General features: G+C 52.3%; 20 protein-coding genes. 5 read left to right on the top strand and 15 right to left on the bottom strand.

The window, feature by feature from the left end; translation table 11 throughout:
- Positions 1 to 57: 57 nt before the first annotated feature.
- From PsAD46_RS11635 to PsAD46_RS11605, 7 genes are all read right to left on the bottom strand, one after another.
- Positions 58 to 1,221, bottom strand: coding sequence for an iron-containing alcohol dehydrogenase (locus tag PsAD46_RS11635; RefSeq protein ID WP_063306923.1), 1,164 nt, complete (start codon positions 1,219 to 1,221; stop codon positions 58 to 60).
- Positions 1,222 to 1,226: 5 nt separating this feature from the next.
- Entirely contained in the window at positions 1,227 to 2,609 is a 1,383-nt protein-coding gene (locus PsAD46_RS11630; protein ID WP_063307056.1) for an aldehyde dehydrogenase family protein, read from the bottom strand.
- A gap of 35 nt (positions 2,610 to 2,644) precedes the next feature.
- Positions 2,645 to 4,042 carry a glutamine synthetase family protein gene (locus tag PsAD46_RS11625; RefSeq protein WP_063306922.1) on the bottom strand — a complete coding sequence of 466 codons (1,398 nt, stop codon included), beginning with the start codon at positions 4,040 to 4,042 and terminating at the stop codon, positions 2,645 to 2,647.
- A 131-nt stretch (positions 4,043 to 4,173) separates the two neighbouring features.
- Positions 4,174 to 5,229: a TRAP transporter substrate-binding protein gene (locus PsAD46_RS11620; RefSeq protein WP_057461334.1), complete on the bottom strand. Its 1,056-nt coding sequence runs from the start codon at positions 5,227 to 5,229 to the stop codon at positions 4,174 to 4,176.
- Positions 5,230 to 5,368: 139 nt separating this feature from the next.
- On the bottom strand, positions 5,369 to 6,694 hold the full coding sequence (locus PsAD46_RS11615; RefSeq protein WP_063287599.1) for a TRAP transporter large permease subunit: 1,326 nt from the start codon (positions 6,692 to 6,694) through the stop codon (positions 5,369 to 5,371).
- Positions 6,691 to 7,200, bottom strand: coding sequence for a TRAP transporter small permease subunit (locus PsAD46_RS11610; protein WP_063287600.1), 510 nt, complete (start codon positions 7,198 to 7,200; stop codon positions 6,691 to 6,693). Before PsAD46_RS11610 ends, PsAD46_RS11615 begins: the two co-directional genes overlap by 4 nt.
- Entirely contained in the window at positions 7,200 to 8,030 is an 831-nt protein-coding gene (locus PsAD46_RS11605; RefSeq protein ID WP_063293600.1) for an N-formylglutamate amidohydrolase, read from the bottom strand. The genes PsAD46_RS11610 and PsAD46_RS11605 overlap by 1 nt, the downstream gene beginning before the upstream one ends.
- A gap of 162 nt (positions 8,031 to 8,192) precedes the next feature.
- On the opposite strand from PsAD46_RS11605, the gene PsAD46_RS11600 reads away from it, so the two are divergent.
- Positions 8,193 to 9,068: a MurR/RpiR family transcriptional regulator gene (locus tag PsAD46_RS11600; RefSeq protein WP_063306921.1), complete on the top strand. Its 876-nt coding sequence runs from the start codon at positions 8,193 to 8,195 to the stop codon at positions 9,066 to 9,068.
- Here PsAD46_RS11600 and PsAD46_RS11595 read toward each other — a convergent pair.
- Entirely contained in the window at positions 9,065 to 10,042 is a 978-nt protein-coding gene (locus PsAD46_RS11595) for a TDT family transporter (RefSeq protein ID WP_063293439.1), read from the bottom strand. The genes PsAD46_RS11600 and PsAD46_RS11595 overlap by 4 nt on opposite strands.
- Positions 10,043 to 10,197: 155 nt before the next feature.
- Here PsAD46_RS11595 and PsAD46_RS11590 point away from each other — a divergent pair, with 155 nt between their 5' ends.
- The 3 genes from PsAD46_RS11590 (at position 10,198) to PsAD46_RS11580 (ending at position 14,443) form a co-directional block, all read left to right on the top strand.
- The gene (locus PsAD46_RS11590; RefSeq protein WP_063293440.1) at positions 10,198 to 11,091 is read left to right on the top strand and encodes a LysR substrate-binding domain-containing protein; all 894 of its coding nucleotides are present in this window, start codon (positions 10,198 to 10,200) and stop codon (positions 11,089 to 11,091) included.
- A gap of 274 nt (positions 11,092 to 11,365) precedes the next feature.
- Positions 11,366 to 12,334, top strand: coding sequence for a helix-turn-helix domain-containing protein (locus PsAD46_RS11585; RefSeq protein ID WP_063293441.1), 969 nt, complete (start codon positions 11,366 to 11,368; stop codon positions 12,332 to 12,334).
- Positions 12,335 to 12,451: 117 nt separating this feature from the next.
- Complete coding sequence (locus PsAD46_RS11580; protein ID WP_063293442.1) at positions 12,452 to 14,443, top strand: tyramine oxidase; 1,992 nt, start codon at positions 12,452 to 12,454, stop codon at positions 14,441 to 14,443.
- A 54-nt stretch (positions 14,444 to 14,497) separates the two neighbouring features.
- On the opposite strand, the gene PsAD46_RS11575 is transcribed toward PsAD46_RS11580, so the two are convergent.
- On the bottom strand, positions 14,498 to 15,142 hold the full coding sequence (locus PsAD46_RS11575) for a DJ-1/PfpI family protein (RefSeq protein WP_063293443.1): 645 nt from the start codon (positions 15,140 to 15,142) through the stop codon (positions 14,498 to 14,500).
- 415 nt (positions 15,143 to 15,557) lie between these two features.
- Between PsAD46_RS11575 and PsAD46_RS11570 the strand changes: the two genes are divergently transcribed.
- Complete coding sequence (locus PsAD46_RS11570) at positions 15,558 to 16,166, top strand: TetR/AcrR family transcriptional regulator (protein ID WP_063306920.1); 609 nt, start codon at positions 15,558 to 15,560, stop codon at positions 16,164 to 16,166.
- 44 nt (positions 16,167 to 16,210) lie between these two features.
- Here the strand turns inward: PsAD46_RS11570 and PsAD46_RS11565 are convergent, their stop codons facing one another.
- The 6 genes from PsAD46_RS11565 to PsAD46_RS11540 form a co-directional block, all read right to left on the bottom strand.
- A complete protein-coding gene (locus PsAD46_RS11565; protein ID WP_063306919.1) occupies positions 16,211 to 16,561 on the bottom strand; it encodes a RidA family protein in 351 nt (116 codons plus the stop codon).
- A 35-nt stretch (positions 16,562 to 16,596) separates the two neighbouring features.
- Entirely contained in the window at positions 16,597 to 17,712 is a 1,116-nt protein-coding gene (locus tag PsAD46_RS11560; protein WP_063306918.1) for an FAD-binding oxidoreductase, read from the bottom strand.
- Complete coding sequence (locus tag PsAD46_RS28730; RefSeq protein WP_063306917.1) at positions 17,709 to 19,124, bottom strand: NAD(P)/FAD-dependent oxidoreductase; 1,416 nt, start codon at positions 19,122 to 19,124, stop codon at positions 17,709 to 17,711. Before PsAD46_RS28730 ends, PsAD46_RS11560 begins: the two co-directional genes overlap by 4 nt.
- Positions 19,117 to 19,446, bottom strand: coding sequence for a (2Fe-2S)-binding protein (locus PsAD46_RS11550; RefSeq protein ID WP_063306916.1), 330 nt, complete (start codon positions 19,444 to 19,446; stop codon positions 19,117 to 19,119). Before PsAD46_RS11550 ends, PsAD46_RS28730 begins: the two co-directional genes overlap by 8 nt.
- A gap of 146 nt (positions 19,447 to 19,592) precedes the next feature.
- Positions 19,593 to 20,597: a TRAP transporter substrate-binding protein DctP gene (dctP, locus tag PsAD46_RS11545; RefSeq protein ID WP_063306915.1), complete on the bottom strand. Its 1,005-nt coding sequence runs from the start codon at positions 20,595 to 20,597 to the stop codon at positions 19,593 to 19,595.
- 95 nt (positions 20,598 to 20,692) lie between these two features.
- Positions 20,693 to 21,991 carry a TRAP transporter large permease gene (locus tag PsAD46_RS11540; protein ID WP_057461316.1) on the bottom strand — a complete coding sequence of 433 codons (1,299 nt, stop codon included), beginning with the start codon at positions 21,989 to 21,991 and terminating at the stop codon, positions 20,693 to 20,695.

Raw genomic sequence — 21,991 nt, 5'->3', positions numbered from 1 at the left:
AAAGCCCTGCAGAGCTTGAAGCTTTGCAGGGCTAATCGTATGTAAATTAGAGAGAAATCAGGCCGATACCTGTTCTCCAATCGCTTCAATAAGCAGCGCTTTCGCAGCTTCCAGCGTAAACTCAACTGGATTGCCGCCTGCACTTGGATCTTTCACTGCTTCTTCTGCAAGCACGTCAATCTTGTCAGTACCCACGCCAAGCTCGGCAAGGGTATTTGGCACGCCCATATCCGAGCGCATCTTCATAACAAAATCGAAGAAACCGTCGAAACCGCCGGGAATATCAAGGTAAGCCGCCAGTTTCTCAATTCGCTCTTCAATCGCTGCACGGTTGAACTTGAGCACAGTTGGCATGATCACAGCATTGGTCAGACCATGATGCGTGTTGTAAACCGCCCCAACCGGATGAGCCAGCGCGTGAATACCGCCAAGGCCTTTCTGGAAGGCGACAGCACCCATCGCAGCGGAACTCATCATGTGACCGCGAGCTTTGATATCATTCGGATTTGCAACGACTTTCGGCAGATTCTCCTTCACAAGGCGCATACCTTCCAGCGCGATGCCCTGAGACATCGGATGGTAGTGCGGAGAGCTGTAGGCTTCCAGACAGTGCACGAATGCATCGATGCCAGTCCCAACAGTGATCATCTTCGGCATGCCAACAGTCAGCTCTGGATCACAGATCACAACGCTTGGGAGAATCTTTGGATGGAAGATGATCTTCTTTACGTGGCTCTCAGAATTGGTGATCACGCTTGCGCGACCAACTTCTGAGCCAGTGCCAGCAGTGGTTGGAACAGCAATGTTCGGGTAGATCGCATCCGCGTCAGCTCGTGTCCACCAATCACCAATATCTTCGAAATCCCAAACAGGGCGAGTTTGACCTGCCATGAACGCAATCAGCTTGCCAAGATCGAGGCCTGAGCCTCCACCAAATGCAATCACGCCGTCATGACCACCAGCGTTGAAGGCTGCAACGCCCGCTTCCAGATTGATCTCGGTTGGGTTTGGATCAACCTCAAAGAACATGGCACGGCCAAGGCCAGCCTTTTCCATCACATCCAAAGTGCTGGCAGTGACTGGTAGATTTGCGAGGCCTTTGTCAGTGACAAGCAGCGGCTTTTTAAAACCAGCAGCAGCGCACGCGTCGGCCAATTCCTTAATGCGCCCGGCACCAAAGCGGATGGCGGTCGGGTAGCTCCAGTTTGCTGTCAGAGTCATTTTTCTTATGCCTTTTTAAGGTGATATGATTTTGGACGGGTCAGGTTCTGGTAACCGATCTCAGACAGAGCACCGCCGCGGCCCGTGTCTTTGCAGCCTGTCCAGCACAGGGCCGGGTCCAGATAGTCAGCGCGGTTCATGAACACGGTACCGGTCTCGATCTGAGCGCCGAGCTTTGCTGCCCGTGCAGGATCCTGTGTCCACAGCGATGCCGTCAGGCCGTAGTGGCTGTCGTTCATCAAGCGGATTGCTTCTTCGTCGCTCTCCACTTTCATGATGCCGACCACAGGACCGAAGCTCTCTTCGCGCATAACTTCCATATCGTGGTTTACATCCACGAGGATTTGAGGTGCGAGGTAAGCTCCACCATCATCTTCCGGGAAGAGGCCCGCGTCGATCATAGGCTTTGCGCCCTGCCCAACAGCATCTGCCACCTGTTTGCGTACCAGCTCTGCAAAACGAACGTTCGCCATCGGGCCGATGGTGGTTTTCTCATCCAGCGGGTTGCCGAGTTTATAACCGGAAACGATCTCGACAGCCTTCTTTACAAAGGCATCGTACTTGGAAGAATGGACATAGATGCGCTCGATACCACAACAGCACTGGCCGGAGTTGAACATAGCACCATCAATGAGTGTTTCAGCCGCAGCCTCAACATCCGCATCATCCATCACGTAGCCCGGATCTTTACCACCCAGCTCAAGGCCAAGGCCCGTGAAGGTGCCCGCTGCTGCGATCTCCATCGCACGACCGCCACCAACAGAGCCTGTAAAGTTGACGAAACCGAAATTGCGGCCTGCGATCAGGTGGGAGGTGGTGTCATGATCCAGGAAGAGGTTCTGGAATACCTCTGCCGGAACACCTGCCTCTGCAAAGGCACTTGCCATACGCTCACCAACCAGAAGCGTCTGGGTGGCATGCTTCAGGATCACCGCGTTGCCAGCAATCAGGGCCGGAGCGACGGTGTTGACCGCAGTCATGTATGGATAGTTCCATGGTGCGATCACGAGGATGACGCCGTGCGGCTCCTTCTCGATGCGGCGCTCGAAGTTGTCACTCTCTTCGGCAATGATCGGCTTAAGGCTTTCTTCCGCGATCTTTGCCATGTGAGAGGCACGTTCGTTAAAGCCGCCAAACTCACCGCCATAACGGACCGGGCGGCCCATCATCTTAGCAAGTTCAGGAACGATTTCGTCGTTCTGTTCACCAATCTTTGCGACGCCAGCCATCACCAGTTTGATGCGCTCTTTGAGTGGACGAGCAGCCCACTCTTTCTGCGCGCTCTTGGCACTGGCAATGACGGCTTCTGCTTCTTTCTGGCTTGCCACCGGACGTTCTGCAAATACAGAACCATCAACCGGCGAAATACATTTTAGTGTTTTTGTCATGGTCAACTCATCATTCACAGCGTGGGCTGGTTTTATCAGGCCCGTTCAAACCCGCGCGCAACTTCCCAGTCGGTTACACGGCGGTCATATTCATCCTGCTCGATCTTGGCGGCATGTGCGTAGTGATCAATCACATCGCCCCCAAATGCAGCACGAAGCATCTCGGAAGACTTCATTTCGGTAGCTGCGTCGCGCAAAGTTGTCGGAATTTCGCGAGCACCCTCACCTCCGTAAGCATCGCCTCTGAACTCTGGCTCCAGCTCAAGTTTGTTTTCGATGCCATCAATACCAGCAGCGAGCAGCGCGGCCATTGCCAGATATGGGTTCAGGTCTGCACCGCCAACACGGCACTCAACACGCACAGCCTTGGTACCATCGCCACATACGCGATAGCCAGCGGTACGGTTGTCCATACTCCAGATTGCTTTGGTCGGCGCAAAGGTACCAGCGGCAAAGCGCTTGTAGGAGTTGATGTTTGGCGCAAGGAAATAGGTGATCGAACTTGCGTGCTTCAGCAAACCAGCGAGGTAATGGCGCATCATCTTGGACATGCCGTACTCGCCGGATGGATCGTAAAACAGAGACTCGCCATCCTTGCCCCAAAGAGACTGGTGCACGTGGGAGGAACTGCCGGAAGCATCATAATGCCACTTGGCCATAAAGCTGATGCTCTGGCCGTTCTGCCATGCGATCTCTTTACAGCCGTTTTTGATAATGGAATGGCGGTCTGCCATATTCAGTGCATCAGAATAACGGACGTTGATCTCTTCCTGACCAGCATCAGCTTCGCCTTTGGAGCACTCAACCGGAATATCGGCGCCGTTAAGGCCGTTACGAATGGCACGCATCACGTTCTCTTCCTTGGTGGTCTGGAAGATGTGATAGTCCTCATTGTAGGCGGAGACTGGCGAAATATTGCGGTAACCCTTGGCGTGAGCTTCTTCAAAACTCTCTTTGAACAGGAAGAACTCCAGCTCGGTCGCCATGTTAGCGGTCATGCCCATGCCTTCGAGGCGGTCGACCTGGCTTTTCAAAATGGCGCGCGGAGAATGTGGAACTTCTTTATGGGTGTGGTGGTCCAGCACATCGCACAGTACCAGTGCGGTGCCTTCCAGCCACGGAATAACGCGCAAGGTGGCAAGGTCCGGCTTCATGACGTAGTCGCCATAACCCGCTTCCCAACTTGTTGCTTTGTAGCCATCCGGAGTGGCCATCTCCATGTCGGTTGCAAGCAGGTAGTTACAGCTGTGGGTCTCTTCCCAGGCGCTGTTCACGAAGAACTGAGCCTGAAAGCGCTTGCCCATCAAGCGGCCCTGCATGTCCACTTGTGCGGCAATAACGGTGTCTATCTCACCGGTGTCGACCAGCTCGCGTAACTCGTCGAGGGTCAGTTTTCCGGTTCTACGTGTCTTTTTGGTTTCTTCTCGCAACATACCTGTTCCCCGAGGACCCTGTTAAAGCGGCGGATGCCTGTGCCTCTCCTGCATGGCATCACCGACACTGCTTCGTTACTGTGTGGTGTGGCCAGCCCGAAAACCGGGCTGACCAATCTTGGAAAAACAGTTTAGCCGTAGCGATAAGGACGACCAGCTTTTGCCATTGCTGCGTTGTATTCCTTCAGGATTTTAACAACGCGGGCGTTACGCTCGGATTTGGCTGCAATTTCATCCCAGAACTTGAGAGCTTCGTCTTCAACAGTTGCCCACTCTTCATCAGGAATGGAGGTCAGCTCCATCTTCTCGCCTTGTGTGCGCAGCTTAGCTTCGCCTGCCCAGTACCAGTGCTGGCGGTAGTAGTGAGAACTATCCATGCACAGGTTAAAGAGGGTCTTCAGGTGATCTGGCAGTTCATTCCAGCGCTCTTCGTTGGCAAAGTAAGAACCAGCCCACGCACCGGAGATGTTGTTGGTGAGGAAGTAGTTGGTCACGTCAGCCCAACCTACAGTGTAATCCTCAGTGATACCGGACCACGCAATCCCGTCCAGTTCGCCAGTCTGCATTGCAACTTCAATGTCTTCCCATGGCAGGGTGACCGGAACAACGCCGAAGCGTGTCAGGAATTTGCCAGCGGTTGGGAAGGTGAAGACGCGCTTGCCTTTCAGATCAGCAAGGCTGCGGATCGGGTCTTTTGTCGCAAAGTGACAAGGATCCCATGCACCAGCGGAAAGCCACTTAACGCCTTCAACTTCGTCATAAGCTTCTTCCCAAATCTCTTTCAGACCCCAGTGGTTAAACAGAGCTGGAACATCAAGGCTGTAACGGGAAGCGAATGGGAAATAGCCACCGAAAACAGATACATCTACTGGTGCTGCAATGGAGTCATCATCTGACTGAACAGCATCAATGGTGCCGCGCTGCATGGCACGGAACAGTTCACCAGTTGGTACCAGCTGGTCTGCGTAGTATAGCTCGATCTCCATCTCACCATTTGCTGCCTTGTTGAAGGCGTCAATGGATGGCTTGATCACATGTTGAGCAAGTGCTGCACCAGCATATGTCTGAAGGCGCCATTTGATAGGACGACCTGCAGCATGAACAGCCGGGGCTGCAAGGGTAGATGCACCAGCAGCGGCGACGGTTGTTAAACCAGCTTTCTTAAGAAAATCACGTCTATTCGTCATACTCAATTCCCCTTGGAATATGAATTTCTGGATCCCTCAGAACCGGTGGACTTTTTATAGCGAGGGGTGTGATTTTTATCTGTCTCCATCCGGAATTCGCTAATTACTTCAATGGGTACGTTTGTGATGCCTTGTCATGTCACCTCGCGTAGTAAAGGTTGGGCAGCCAAAGCGCGATTTGCGGGAAGACCGTGACCAGAGCCAATCCAAACACCATGATTGCCACGAATGGAATGATGGATTTGTAGATGTCTGTCAGCGAAATCTCCGGCGGCGCCATGGCACGCATCAGGAACAGGTTGTAGCCAAATGGCGGTGTCATATAGGCGATCTGACAAGTGATGGTGTACAGCACGCCGTACCAGACCAGATCAAACCCAAGCACTTTGACCAATGGCACGTAAAGCGGAGCCACAATCACGAGCATCGCGGTGTCATCCAGGAACATGCCCATGACGATGTAGGAGAGCTGCATCAGCAGAAGGATTTCCCATGGGCCAAGACCAAGGTCGCCCACGAAGAAGCCTTCAATCGCACGCACAGCGCCCAATCCGTCAAACACAGCACCAAACGCAAGAGCTGCAAGAATGATCCACATGAACATACAGCTGATCTGAAGCGTCTTTTCAGTGGTGATGTGCAGCAAGCGGAAGGTGAGGCGCCGTTTGAATGCAGCGGCCAGTGTCGCAGCTGTTGCTCCAACAGCGGAACTTTCCACGAGGCTGGTCACACCCATCAGGAACAGACCAGTCATCGCAAAGAAGATGAACAGCGGGATCACACCAGCTTGTAACAAGCGGATTTTCTCAGACCATGTGATCTCTTTGCGCTCTTCTTCAGAAAGGGTTGGACCCAATTCCGGCTGAAGGCGGCAACGCACCACAATGTAAAGAATGAACAGTCCTGCCAGTAACAAACCCGGAATAGCGCCTGCGAGCCAAAGTTTGCCAACTGGTTGACGGGCAATCATGCCGTAAAGAACCAGAACAACGCTTGGCGGTACGAGAATGCCCAGTGAGGAACCAGCCTGAATAACGCCAGTCACCATAACCTTGTCATAGCCTCGACGCAGCAACTCAGGCAGAGCGATGGTTGCGCCGATGGCCATACCGGCCACAGACAGACCGTTCATGGCTGAAATCATCACCATGAGGCCGACTGTGCCGATGGCCAATCCACCATGAAGGCCACCTGTCCAGACATGGAACATCTTATAAAGATCTTCGGCAATGCCTGATTCAGAGAGCATATAGCCCATGAAAATGAACAGTGGCAGCGTGAGGAGCGGGTACCACTTCATCAGCTTCATGCTGGCGGAGAAGGCAATTTCGGAGCCACCATCACCCCACAGCAGAAGGGCGGCGATAACAGCAACGGAACCAATTGCAGCAAAAACACGTTGCCCGGTCAGGAGCATCAGCATCATGCTGGAGAACATCAAAATTGCGATCAGTTCATAACTCATGGCGCAGGCCTCCCAAGGGCTGCGGCCAAGTCTTTAAAGAACGTCGCGATTGCCTGAAGCAGCATCAAGAATATTCCAAAACACATAATGGCTTTGATTGGCGCCATAGGTGGTGCCCAAGCCGAGTAGCTTTCCTCACCGTATTTGACTGCGTATTCCAACGAGGAAAGACCGCCGTAAAGGAGGAAGATGAGGTACAAAATCAGAAGCAGGATGGTCATGACATCCATGGTGGCTTTACGCCGTGGAGACCAGCTTCCATAAAACAAGTCCATGCGCACGTGAGACTGTGTCTGCATGGAATAGGCGCCACCCAGAAGGTAGTAGGCTGCCATGGTGAACTGGGCTGTTTCCAACGTCCAGAGCGGCGGTGCGAAAAAAGTCTTCGCGATGGAGGAGTACAACAGCACCCCCAGCATCACGAAAATGAGGTACATGGCAAAGCGGCCAACATATTTGTTGATCCAGTCCACATACCTGACGAAAACAACTATTCCCCTTGGCATTAATCTGCTGCCCTTGCTTTTGTTGTTGCTCCCTGCCCGCTCACAGTTATTTCAGCGCTAAACTGTGGCAGGACTTGCAGAATTGCCTCTCCTAACAAGTCTGCAATTTTCTTCTGGTCTGCTCGCTTTGCGATTAAGTCGTTGCGCACTTCAATCATAACGTTTAGCAGGCCGCGGGATTGTGCCTGATCAACGAGGGTATGCGTAACCCCGTCTTCCGGCCCATATGGTTCGTTTCTTTGGATGACGTAGAGATCCGATGGGCACAGTGCTTCCAGCAGTGCATCGGCAAAGCGGGTATCGCTGTCATGCAGCACACCTACCTCGACGGCTCTTTTCTTGCCGTTGTAAACTGGTGTGAACGAGTGGATCGTGACCATCACCGGAAGCTGACCCGCCGTATATTTGGCGTCGATCACCTGTTTTACTTCAGACTGGAAGGGGCGATAAAATTTGTTGGCCCGGTCTTGCCGCTGTTCATCATTCAACGAAACATTGCCCGGCACCTCGTAGATCTCGCTTTTTTCCGGCATGGCACTGGGTGCTTCCGGTGGGCGGTTACAATCATAAACGAGGCGCGAAATTCGTTGAGCGACCAAAGGTGCGTTCAGCTTGGTGGAGAGAAGTTTGGCAATCGCCAAAGCTCCTGGATCCCAAGCTGCATGGCTGCTTGCAGCTTCTTCACTTAGACCGAGGCCATTTAGGTATGCAGGAATAAACTTGGATGCATGTTCGCAGATCAACACAACTGGAGCCGTTCCTCCTGTATTGATCGTTTCAACAGTGTCGTTGCCAACAGATTCTATCTGGTCAGTTTTGACTTCAGACAAGAACAGTCCCCCCGAATGCATCTTGTTTTTCCTTGTACTTTCAGTCTTTTTATTCGTAAAAGAGTTTCTGAAAGAAACGTTTCCAAGGAGACTAATCTGAAAGGAACGTTTCACAAAGCCTAAAAACTAGGCAAATATACATACATCAGGTAGGTGAGAGACGTGCGAGACCCAAATGAACAGACCGTCGCAGAAAAATTACGCGGACATTTTAATGGGTTAACTCGTGCAGAGCGTCAGCTGGCCGTCTCCTTGCTTGCAAATTATCCAGTCAGCGGATTAGGCAGCGTTTCAGAGCTTGCAAAGTCGGCAAATGTCTCTGGTCCAACGGTCGTCAGAATGGCGCAAAAGATTGGTTTTGCTGGGTTTACGGAGTTGCAATCAGCCTTGAAGTTGGAAGTGGAAGAAACAATTTCCAACCCGATTTCCAAACAAGAGCGCTGGACCCGAAATGCACCTGATGCACATATTCTGAACAGGTTTGCTGACGCGGTCATCGACAATCTGAAACAAACCTTACAGCAACTCGATACGCAGGATTTCGATCAGGCTGTGGGTTTGTTTACGGAGCGCGAGCGGGCTGTCCACATTGTTGGTGGTCGTATTACACGTGCTTTATCGGACTATTTCTTTACGCATTTGCAGGTGATCCGTGATGATGTAATTGCCATCGCCTCCAACTCCAACACGTGGCCGCACTATCTCCTGAACATGAAACCGGGTGATGTTGTGGTGGTGTTCGACATCCGTCGATACGAACATGATATCCTGCGCTTTGTCGATCTGGCGCGTGAACGCGGGGCGGTTGTGATCGTCTTTACCGATCAGTGGACGTCGCCCGCAGCTGTTAATGCGGAATATGTTTTCAACGCCCGTATTGAAGCGCCGTCGGCCTGGGATAGCAGCGTTGTCATCATGTTTATTCTGGAAGCCATGATTGAAGCCATGACCACCTCCACATGGAAGGTGACCAAGGAGCGGATGAACACGCTGGAGAACCTGTTTGACAAGACTAAAATGTTCAGCAAGTCCAGTTAGTTGGTCTGCTGTCCCGTTGCGCGCGCTGGTAACAGAGCCGGTGCGAAGAATGTCAGGTATTTGAAACTGACATAGAGAACGACGGCTGTTGCCACATAAAGTTCAATGTGCGCCAAGGCTCTGATCTGCGCGACAAGATTGGCATTCGCACCCAGACTTTCCATCCATGATACCGTTTTAAAGAGCGCTGTTGCGCCAATTACGAGCGGAAATGTGAAGGCGGAAAAGCCTGGAGAAAATGGCAGGCGGAACAAGCGCAGGAATGAGATATAAATCAGCGCCGTCATAGCAACTGCAATTCCGCCAAGCACGGCGACCATAATTGGAGATGGATTACTCGTCAGAGTGAGATAACCAGCAAGCGAAAGACTGGCAGGTGCGGCGAGGATCGCGATGGTTGGTTTCGCTGCATCGGGCACTTCGGCGTGAAAAATCAAACGATACAGCATCATTGGTAACATCAGCGCATAGGCGACCAGACCAAACCAGAGCAAGGCGTTCGCAAAGCCTTCAAACACACCGCCGGGAAAAGCAACAGCTGCCACGATGATTCCAACTGGTGGCACAAACCAGCTTGGGACCATGTGCTGTAGACTGAAGCTTTTTGCACGATGATAAATGAACACAGATAAGAACGTGAGATGCAGGGCAATACCCAATAGCCAAAGCATCTGCCCGATTGTGAAATTGTATTGCGCGATTGCGTAGGATACGATCATCAGCGCCATTGCGGTTGTCGGGAGCACACTGCCAACAACTGGATGCCTCAGATCTTCAAAAACTGCGGTGTGCGCAAAAAAGATTTTTCCAAGCAGTAGCACGAGCAAAACGCTCGAAATCAATGCGCCCGTGAGTTGCAGCGCCCCTCCAAAATTGCCAGCATTTTCCATTGACCAACCGAGACTTGCTATCCCTAGCGCGAGACCACCGAGAGGGGCCGGAACATGAGCCAGTTTGTTTCGAAGAGTATTCATCGGAAATGCCAATAACCTGAGGGTGAGAAGACAAAGTATGCAACTCCAGTTCCTAGCTGATTTGATATGTCCTGAAAATCTGAATATATTGAATAGGTGGTTCAGTAAAATTGAACCCCATACAATACTGTCCCACAGATTGGCCTTGAAAAGAAATGAATGTAACGTTTCGTCAGCTTAAAGTGTTTGTTTCGATTACGCAGGAAGGCTCGATCACAGCTGCGGCAGAAAAACTGTTTCTCACCAAATCAGCCGTTTCTATGGCTCTTGCTGAGCTGGAACGTCAACTGGGGTGGAAGATGTTTGATCGTGCCAACAAGCAACTCATCTTAAACGAGCAAGGCCGCCGTTTACTTCCTCTGGCGGATGAACTGCTGGATAGATCTGAAGCGATCACGCAGCTTTTTGAAGGGGATGATGCAACCAACGGTAACTTGCGGATTGGGTCCAGCTACACAATTGGTAACCACCTGCTGCCCACCCTGCTCGGAGATTTCCGTGAAAACACGGGGTATCTGCACCAGTCTATGAGCCTCTCCAATTCCACCAAAACCTGCAGAATGCTACTGGATTTTGAGTTAGATCTTGGGTTCATTGAGGCAAAGGTCAGTGACAAACGTCTCAAGGTTGAACCGTGGATGACGGACGAAATGGTCGTGGTCTGCGCGCCATCTCAATGTCCCGCTACCGATAAGCCGCTTGAGTTAGATGCGCTCGAAGGCAAGAGCTGGGTTTTGAGGGAACCGGGATCTGGCACACGAGAGTATTTTCTGACTGAAGTTGCTGCGAACCTTGAAGAGTGGACAGAAGCGTTCGAGCTCAACAGCACCACGGCTATCGTCAACTCAGTCATCGCAGGGCTCGGTCTGACTGTGCTTTCTCGCCGCTCTGTCAATGCCGCCGTTCAAGATGGTCGCTTATCGATCGTGCCCTTGAAGCACAAGATGATCAGGCAATTTTCGCTGGTCTATAACACGGAGAAATACCAGAGCCCCGTCTTCAAATCCTTTCGGGAGTTCGCCCACAACTGGACTTTGGGTCGGGATTAACGGGCAGCTTGCGCAACATTAGTTTTATGGAAATGCAAATAATTAGCGTTTGAATGTATTTCGACTATCGTACTCACTCCTGTGGTTTAATAGCCATTTTATCCAATAAAACCATTATCTTGCAACCTCATATCCAAGACGCACCTAGTTGATCTTGTAGTTGAAACTGACTTAGTCTGAGCATGAAATAAGCGATTTATAGGAAAATGCATATATCTGGCTTGATTGCTGTTTAGATTCTTTCTAGCATTCCCCTTGGTTAGGGGAGGCGCCAGTGTGTATTCAGATACCTTCAACTCAATCCTGCCGATATGAGCTGGATGAATGGAACACACGGCTGACTGAAATCTGTGGTCACTTTGTTACAAACACAGAAGCTGGAAGTGTCATGGGAAATGCCTCCATACTCCAGCTTGGTGATGTTGATTGCGCCCGCGTCACTCACAATGCAAGAGAGATCACCCGTGGACCTGCTGATATCAGCAAGGACGGCGAGGCCTACTATTTTCTGATCCTGCAGCTTCGGGGAGAAGCGGAGCTGGAACAGAATGGACAAACCGCGCTGCTTTCCAAGCCCGGAGACATGACGTTGATCGATTCCGTCAAATCCTCCATTTTCCGGGCTAACCGCACTTTGGGGTCTGACCAGATATCCATGCATATCCCGCGCCATCTGCTGCATCGGCATTTCAATTCTGCTTATGCCTGTGGTCGCAAGGTCTCCGCGTTTTCCGGGGCTGGCCAGCTGATCAACGCCCACCTAAATCTGCTGCTTGAAGCCCAGCCGGGAAGCCAGAAACAACATTTGCTCTCAGGGGCGTTCAACGATGTGGTGAGTGCAACCTTTCTTGAAGAAGACACCAGCGTTTTGCAGGAGGGATATGACAAGCTGCAGTTCCTGTTGTCTCTTATTCACGACAATGCGCTGGAAGAGAGCTTCAACATCGAAGAGCTTTCAAAGCTTTCCAGCATGTCGCGCAGTAGCATTTATCGTCTTTTCAGAGAGCACGGATTGAGCTGTAACGAGCAGATCGCCAAGGTGCGTGTCGGCAGGTTCAAACGTGAGTTATCGCGTCGTCTGCAATCCCGGCAGGCCTTCAGAATCTCTCAGCTGGCGTTTGAATTTGGCTTTCGTGATCTGTCGACCTTCAACCGGGCGTTTCGAGCGCAGGTTGGTATGTCTCCGCGAACCTTTGCGGAGCAGATACGGCAGAACAAGCTGGCTGTGAACCGATATGCCTAGTAAATTGCACAGGATGCGCAGACACAGCGATCCGGGCTCGCCTAAGCTTTGATTGGACGGATTTAGGGGGAGAAGACACAGGTGGGTTCATCTCCCCCTCCCGATGGGAGGGAACCAATGACTTTAAAGATGCTGGGGGGGCTTGTAGCCGCCTCAATGCTCACGACTGCCGCGTATGCTGCAGATCCTCATCCACTCGATGGCCTGACAGGAGATGAACTCAATACGGTTCGGGCAACCCTGATTGAAGCCAATGCTGCCAGTGATAAAACGCTATATCCGCTGATTGAGCTGTTGGAGCCACACAAAAAAGCGGTCATGAGCAATGTGACAGATGGGAGCCTTGATCGCAGAGCGACTGTTCATTTTCAGGAAGATGGCAAATTTCACCAAGCGGTGGTGAACATCACCAAAGGCACTGTCGAAAGCAGGTCAGACCTTGAAGGTCAGCCCATGATCATGCTGGCGGACTTTTTGTCGGCTATGGAGATCGCGCTGGGAGATGAGCGTATGGTTGCCGGGCTCGCCAAGCGTGGCCTGACGCCAGATGACGTTTATTGCCTTCCGCTGACTGCTGGTAACTTCTTTACTGATGCAGAAAAAGGCAAACGCCTGATGAAGGTGCCTTGTTATGTGAACCCGACAAGCTCTAACTTCTATGCCAAGCCGGTTGAGGGGCTGGTGGCTGTGGTGGAGCTTTCAGAGCGTAAAGTTCTGGAAGTTATCGATGAAGGCGCTGTCCCTCTTCCAGAAGATGACTGGGGCTACAACGAGGATGAAGTGGCCAAACGTACGGCATTGAGAGCCAAAACCAATCCGGCACGCCTGCGTCAGGAGGGTGGTCCAAACTTTACTATTGATGGCAGTGAGATCACCTGGGACATCTGGAAGATGCGGTATCGCGTCGACAAACGCCCAGGACTTGTTCTGTCGCAAGTCAAAGCCAATGATGGTGCGAACTGGCGTTCAGTGCTCTATCAAGCCTCTCTTTCTGAAGTGTTCGTACCGTATATGGACCCCTCCACTGGCTGGTATTGGCGGACCTATATGGACAGTGGCGAATACGGGTTTGGCCTCTTCCTGACACCATTGCGCAAGAACGTGGACTGCCCGGATTACGCAACTTTCCTTCCGGCATTGATCCATGATGATATGGGCCAGCCGCTGGAGATTCCCGACGCGATTTGCATCTTCGAGCGTGATATTGGAAACCCTGCATGGCGCCACTTTGAAGTCTTTGCCCAGTCAGAAACGGAATTTGTGCCTGCTGAAGGGCGGCCAGAAACAGAACTGGTCATCCGTACAGCTTCTGAGGTTGGCAACTACGACTACCTTATCGACTATCGATTCAAGCAGGATGGCACGATTTACCTGAAGGTTGGCGCATCTGGTCTGGATGCCGTGAAGGGCGTTGCGTCCAAGACCTTACAGGATCCATCCGCTGCCGAAGACACGAAATATGGCTCGCTCATTGCGCCCTATCTGGTTGCTCCATTCCACGACCATTACTTCAACTTCCGCCTGGACTTTGACGTAGATGGGCCGGACAACACCATGATGGTGCAGGAAATCGTTGGTGGTGAACCTCCGGTCAATGTGCCACGTCGCTCACTCTGGACGGTTAAGAACACACCGGTCAAAAGCGAGATGGAAGGTCGCTTCCGCCTCAGCTCCATGAAGCCGAAAGCCTTTATGGTGATGAACGGGAATGTCGACGGTTACCTTGGTCACAAGCCGGCCTACATGCTTCACCACGGCAGCGTGTCCTATGCTCCGTTTGACTTCGAAAACGATGCGCCGTTCGTGCGTAACCGCTACATCGAGTACAGCGTCTGGAATACTGCTTATGATCCAAAGGAGCGTTATGCAGGTGGCGCGCTTGCCATGGGATCTGACGGCTCTGATGGTTTGGCGGAATGGGTCAAGCAGGACCGCGAACTCATGAACAAGGATGTGGTCACATGGTTCACTGCTGGCTTCCACCACGTACCACGTTTGGAAGACTGGCCTGTCATGTCAACAGAATGGAAGACCATCCATATTCAGCCGATGAACTTCTTCCCTCGCAATCCGGCTCTCACAATCCGGTTGCCTGACGAGTCCAGCTAAGGCAGCACCCTTGGTTAGAGTATCCTCCTTGATTGCATTCAAACGGAAGGTGCTCTAACCGAGGCTTTTGTAAGTATATCCTTCTCCGGGAGTGGGTTTCACGCGGCCAGCTTTGGGGGGCAAATCTATGATGACCCCAAGCTTTTCCATGAAGGCCTGCATCCACGTCCAAAGGCCATGCCATTCCACGCCATAAACAATGTTTCCATCAACCACGACACCTTCGTATCCCAGCTTTTCGTAGGTATTGCCAGACATCTGAACTTCTGTTTGACACACAAAATTCCCCGTCATGGTTTTGCCCTTCAAAAGCCCCGTGGCAAGCAGGATCTGCACCCCTCGGCAAATGGAAGCGATCGGTTTGTTTTCCTTGATGAAATGAGATGTTACATCACGGACAATTGGGTATGTGCGCAAGTATTCGCAGGAGCGCCCCCCGGGAAGCACAAGGGCGATGTAATCGGCAGGATTCAGATGCTCAAGAGACACGTTGATGTTGATCCGATGCCCTTCCCATTCAGTGACTGTTTGATAGTCCTTATTGATATCGTGAATGGACGAGGCGACCGTTTCGCCCTCCCGTTTTTTAGGACAGGCAACATGAACTTCATAACCGATGGCTTTCAGCAGCATGAACGGAACAATGACTTCATAGTCCTCACCAAAGTCACCGGTAATCAGCAGAATCTTGAGCTTCATAAGGACATCCCTCCAAAATAATTGGTGTGAAAGATGCCATGGTGCGCTGAGCAAACTGTTGGGCGATCAACTCAGTTTTGATCCGTGATTAAGTCAGATTGTGCCGATTTGCTCGTTGATTGGTGGATGGAAACTCGGCAAAGTGTCCCACAAAACGTAAGCAACCCGTCTTCAATCTGAGTTGTGATTTCAGCTGCCGAATATGAACTTAGCAAGTTTGTAAACTTACGCAAATTCGTCAAACTCAAATCAATAGAAGCTTTGAGCTTAGTGAACAGGAGAAAAACGTATCAACCTTGCGCAACATCCTCCGGCCTCACCCCTGTGATTACATGCTAGCTTTTTCTCTGAGTTCCTGAAGGATGCCGACTTTTAGCCTGAAGTGAGATTGCAAACCAGCGTGCGGAGAGCGTTTATGGACGACCCCCAACAACGGAGAGAGGATGTTCCCGCTGCTCTGCAGGATGATCGTATGATCATTCTCAACGGGTCACTGCGTTGTTTCGCACGCAACGGATATTTCAATACCACATTCAAGGATATTGCTAAGGAAACGGGCCTCTCGCAACAAAGTATTGGGTCCATTTTTGCCAGTAAGGATGAGATTCTGGCAGAATATCTGCAAATGTGTGATGACGAGATCGTTCAGCAAATTAAAGAAGAAACAGCATCAGAGACGGATGTGCTGGAACGGATTCAGTCCATCTGCGTCACCACCCTGATCTATCTGGGCACACATTCTGAACTGACAGCAATTTGGGTTGAGTTTTACAAGCACCATGTGGCGCGTGTGGTTCTAAAGAAATTCTTTGGCCTGCTTCGCACGCGTATTAGTGAGCAGATTGTTGAGGGAATGGAAAGTGGTGTTATCCGGCAGGCAAATGCAACGCATATCGTGGAAGCCATTGTAGAGTTGTTTGAAGGGACACTGATCCTCAGTCGTTTGGAAGGCACCAACAACGAAGTGGAACGGCGCTTCCTTGCTTCCTGGGAGGTGATGGTGGAAGGGCTCGTACAGAAATAGCAGGGCTTGGTAAGAGCCCGTGATTACCACAGGCTCTCTGTGTTTTATTGAGCTGCAACCACAGTAAACTCAACCAGAATCTCTGGACGAGCCATGCGTGCTTCAACGCAGGCACGTGCTGGTTTTTCACCCTCTGCAACCCAGGCATCCCACACGGCGTTCATCGCAGCGAAGTCCTTCATATCGCGCACATAAATGGTGGTGGACAGGATTTTGTTGCGGTTGCTGCCAGCTTGTTCCAGCAGTGCATCAACTTTGGCCAGACAGCGTTTTGTCTGTTCGGTGATGTCCCAGCTTGGGTCATCAGCAGCCGTCTGTCCGCACAGATAAATTGTGCCGTTGTGCTTCACGATCTTACTCATGCGGTGGTTGGAATCCACGCGTTCAATTGTCATGGTTTACTTTCCTGTTGTCTTGGAAATCTTGGGGGCTAAAGAACCTTGCGTTCAAAGCGGTCGATGCGGAACGGGTTCAGGTCAAAACTGGTTTTTCCTGTGGTGATCAACTGCGCGAGTACATCACCAACGACTGGTCCGAGCTGGAACCCATGGGCGGAAAACCCGAAGGCATGGTAGGCATTGCGCGCATTCGCCCCTGCTCCAATCACAGGCAGGTTGTCGGGCATGTAGGCTTCCAGTCCAGCCCACGTCCGGTTGATGACGGCTGTCTTCATGATTGGGAAAAAGGTTTTGGTTGTCTCAGCTGCAAGGGCCAGCTTTTTGTAGTCCAGCGTTGTCCGATTATTATCACGATCCGCAAAACCTTTGGCACCACCGCCGATGAGCACAGTGCCATTTTCGAACTGCTTGAATGACAACTGACGAGAGATTGCGCCGACAACAGGACCAGCAAAATGCGGCATGCGCGCAGTGATCATCAGCATGGGTGCACTGTGAGAGAGTGGGGTGTTGTCGCCCATCATCATGGCAGTTTTGTCCGCCCATGCTCCAGAGCAGTTGATCACAGTGTCAGTGTCATAGCTGGCTTTGTCGGTTCGTACCTGCCAGGTATCGCCAATCTGGCGTAGGTTTGCGAGAGCTTCACCTTCGTGAAATGTTGCGCCAAATCGCTCAGCTGCCCGGCAAAAAGCACTGGTTGCCTTGTAAGGGATAGCATAGCCGTCTTGTTCAGACACAACGCCGCCCACACAGTTATGCGCCACATGGGGCAATCGCTCGCGCAGTTCCTGCTGGTCGATCTGTATTTCGTGATCGTAACCCAATCCGGCGAACTTAGTGATCCGTGTCCTGATCGTGCTCATGTCTGTGTCATCAATGGCAATGTTGATCAGGCTACGCCTGCGAAAACCAGTATCGCCCTCAAGCTCATCATCCAATGTTTGCCAGCGGGACATGGCTTCTTTAGAGAGCGGCACCTCAGCAAAATCTCGGCCTAACAACCGCACACCACCTGCGTTGACACCGGAGGCATGACGGCCAACATAGTCCTTTTCCAGCACTAGCGTCTTCATACCAGCCTTGGACAGATAGTAAGCCGTTGCGCTGCCGTGAATGCCGCCGCCAATGATGATTGCATCAAAATTCATGCGGACACCTCAGCCGGTTTTTTTGCTGGTTTGATGTTCTGAAACTGGCTTAACTCATCAACACTGAGCAACCTTTGCGGAGAACGCAGGCGATAATAGCCGATGTCGGAAACAGGCTTGTTCTGCCAGACAGCAAGTAACTCACTGACGGTATGCCCGCATTGGCGGCCCTGACACGGGCCCATTCCACAGCGGGTCAATGCTTTAAGCGCGTTCGGGTTTTTCGCACCTTGCTCAAATCCAGCACGCAGCTGCCCCATTGTTTGCTCTTCACAGCGGCATACCAGCGTATTGGACGCAGCAGGGATGCGATGCTCTGGTGTTGGTGCATAATACGCATCAAGAAAACTGCGGAAGGCTTTGAAGGACTTCATGGCTCTCAGATGATCAGAACTTTTCTGCTGCAGACTTGCCTCGCTGAGTTTGCCAAGTTTGTTCATAGCCTTAAGTGCTGCAAGGCGTCCGGCATGTCGCGCAGTTTCCGCCCCCTGAATACCAGCTGCATCACCGACCACTGCAAGGTGTGGGATCGAGCTTTGGCCCCAGTCGTCCAGTGTCGGTGTCCAGCACAGTTGTTGCTCTGCCCAATGATGTTCCATGCCAAGTGCTCGGGTCATGTTGAGGTTGGGTATGACGCCCTGATGCAGGAAGATATGATCTGCGTTGGCGGAGTGGGTTCGTCCATCCTGTTCAAACTGAAGGCCAACGGCCTTGCTTTCTCCAAGCACGCTCAGGTTTGAGGCATGGCGGAAGACGGGAACACCAGCACGGCGAATTTCATTGAGGAGCATCAGACCTTTGATGAGGTAGGCTGGTTTGCCGAGCGCACCACCAATGTACTGCATCGCGCGGCCAACACCGCCTGCTGGCGTTGTGTCCACTACAGCGTTGACGGTTACACCAAGCCGCAGATACTGGGCCACGATCAGGTAAAGCAAGGGTCCGGTGCCAGCAAAGATAGCACCGTCTTTGACCATGCCGTCAGACTTGAGCATCACCTGTGCGCTGCCTGCTGTCATCACACCTGGCAAATGCCAGCCTTCAATAGGAAACGGGCGTTCCATCGCGCCCGGACTGATGATGAGTTCACGTGCAACAAGACGGCGGGTCTGATTGTCTTGTGAGTACAGGACCTCGCCGGTTTCTCCGATATGCCAGACATCCGCATTTTGGTGGCGGTCAATGTCTGCCTCCATAAAGGCTTCAACCAGCTCCGCGCCCTCGGTGTATTCACTCCCGAGAACGGACGGATCCAACAAAGGGCTCTGCGTCACATCCCGGTAGATCTGGCCGCCGGGGGTTGTTTTGCGATCCAGCACAGTGACCGAGGCTCCCTGCTGCGCTGCCTCCAGTGCGGCGGACATGCCAGCCGGGCCTGCACCGATGATTGCGATATCGAAAATGTCACTCATGATCAGCACTCTCTTTTTGATGAAGTGCAGCAATGGATTGTTCGGTCAGGCCTTGGCTACAGACGTGCATGCCCTCTTCTACCGTCGTCAGGCAGGCCTGCTGGTTAGGCACGCCATTGACCTCAACGAGACACTCAAAGCACACGCCCATGGCGCAATAAGCGGAGCGTGGTTGGCCCGAGACTGAAGCAAGGCGGGTTTGTGTTTCACCGTGCAACGCCATGGCTGCCCAAAGGCTAGAGCCTTCAGCAACCTGAACCATCTGCCCGTTGATGTTGATGGAGACGCTTTGGGTCTCGGGTTTGCGCAGTGAGCGGAACATTGGACCTGACCTTTAGTGGCAAGCTTTAAAACAAGTGGGTTTCCCAATGAAACCGGGAGGATCAGGCAGCTCATGTGAAACCGGGATTGGGATCCGGTTAGGGAACAAAGCTGCCTGATCCTTTGGAGACCTATCGGTCTGGACTGTTAATTCTTGATTTTTTCAAGAATAGATTGACCCCAGTCAGCGCCAACATCGTTCAGGATCTGTGGCCATACGTCTGCGCGTACTTTCTTGGCCGCTGCTGCCAGCTCATCGTCAGAGAGATTGACGATGGTTGCGCCGTAGTCTGCCAGTTTCTGCTCAAACGCATCCTGATCGGATTCCGCTTTAGCCCAACGCTTGGCTTCAAACTCTTTTGCTGCTTTTACGAGAGCTTTGCGGGAGTTTTCATCAATGCCTTCAAAACGTTCGGAGTTGATGATCAGGTACCAGACTTCGAAGTGCGTGTTCACCGGGATGTAGGTTTTCGCAACATCGCGGAAAGAGGCGTAGTAGCCTTCAGCACCGGAGCCCACGACACCGTCAACAACACCGGTCTGAACAGCGGTGAAGGCTTCGGAGAATGGAATTGGGGAGCTGATGTAACCCAGCGCATCTGCGGTCAGCTGGAAGCTTTTGATGCCAGGCACACGAACTTTGATGCCTTTGTCAGCGTTTGGATCACCTGGAGCCACCGCATCACGGTTCAGCGCGATACCGCCGAAGTACACCGGATAAGCTGCCAGCATGGTGATGTCCTGCTTGGCGTAAAGCTCTTTCATTGCGTCGTGGATCGCGCCACCCGGACCGTAGATTTTTTGCGCCTGCTCCCAGTTTTCAGCCACATATGGGAAGGCACTGATCTGCATTTTGCGCTCAACAGCGGTTGCTGCCGGCTGTACAGCCATGTCGATTGCGCCAACGGAAATACGCTCCTGCACAGTGGTGTAATCACCCAGTGCACTTGCAGCGAAGATCTTCATCTTCAGATCGCCATTGGTTACTTTCTTTAGCTCTTCAGCAAGGTCTTTCACTTCAAGATCAACAGTTGCGCCTTGCGGGCGGATATGGCTGATCTTCAGCGTTTTGGCGTGTGCGATGGATGCTGCACTTACACCACCAATGATGGTTGCCAGCGCAAGGGTCGTTTTCAATGCCTTCAAAATCATAGTTCACCTCTGTGTTTTGTTTTCAATCGCAACTGAGGTTGCTGTTATCGGAGCTGCTCCCACAGCTCGCTTTGGGCTCTTGTCTGGTGATGGGGTCAGTAACCAAAGAGCCGGGGAATGAAGAGAGACAGGTCTGCCCAGAAGGAAGTCAGGAACACCACTGGCAGATAGCCAAACAGGATCAGGATCATGGCCGGGCGGATCACTTGCGTGACTGGCACCTTGCCGATACGTGCGCCCAGATACAGGATCGAAGCATATGGAGGGGTTACACCGCCCATAGCTGTGTTGACGCCCATGATCGCCGCGAACTGAATCGGGCTGATGCCGATCGCTTCCATAAGCGGCAGAAGCAGCGGAGCAATCAGGATGATCGCGGTCACGTCATTCACTACCATGCCCACAAGGAACAGCAGGATGTTGATGAGGATCAGCAGCAGTACCTTGTTCTCCGTAATGGAGAAGATTGCTTCCACCAGTTCCTGCGGTACACTTTCCAGAACGAACATCTGGGAAAGGATCATGGAGAAAAGGATCATCAGCATGATCGCGCCAACGGATGTCGCAGCCTCTTTGCCTGCGCCGAGGAAGGTTTTGGCATCCAGACCACGGTAGATGAGGAATCCAACAGGGATCGCGTAGATCACTGCAACAGCTGCTGCCTCAGTCGGGGTCATGATGCCGCCGTAGATGCCGCCGAGGATGATGACGGGCATGAGCAGCGCTGGAGTTGCCTTGAACCCGCGGTGGCTGGCTTCCTGCACAAATGCTTTGCCGCGTGGGCGGTCTTCCAGTTTCAGGTCAAACTTGCGGGCCAGACGCAGGTTTACAACGGAGAAGCTGGACATGATCAGCAAACCTGGACCGAGCGTTGCGAGGAAGCAGGCAAGGATGGACGTGTCAGTTACCCAGCCGTAGACGATCATGGTCACGCTTGGTGGGATCAGCAGGCCAAGCAAGGAAGCGTTGGCGATGAGCGCAGTTGCATAGGCACGCGGGTAGCCCTGCTTTTCCATCTCAGGAATGAGGAGTGGACCAATAGCGGCCACGCCAGTCAGGCCAGAGCCGGAAATTGCACCGATCAACGCACAGCTGACGGTCGCCACAACGCCCAGGCCGCCACGTAAATGGCCGATGAAGATGTTGACGAAGTTGAGCAAACTGGCAGCAATACCGCTGACGCTCATAATCGTGCCCGCCAGAACAAACAGCGGAATAGCAAGTAGAACCGGATTGCCGAGCTGCTGGAAGCCCCAAAGCATGTTGCCCTTCATGATGACGTCACCAGCGAAGTACATGGTCATCAGGCCTGCGCCAAAGCAGTAAGGCAGCGGTACGCCAAGTGTGAGCAGAATCACGAGAACTGCAACGGAAAGAAGTGCGATCTCAACCAT

The sequence above is a fragment of the Pseudovibrio sp. Ad46 genome (assembly GCF_001623065.1).
Taxonomy (GTDB): domain Bacteria; phylum Pseudomonadota; class Alphaproteobacteria; order Rhizobiales; family Stappiaceae; genus Pseudovibrio.
This window is presented reverse-complemented; position numbering and strand designations above follow the sequence as displayed.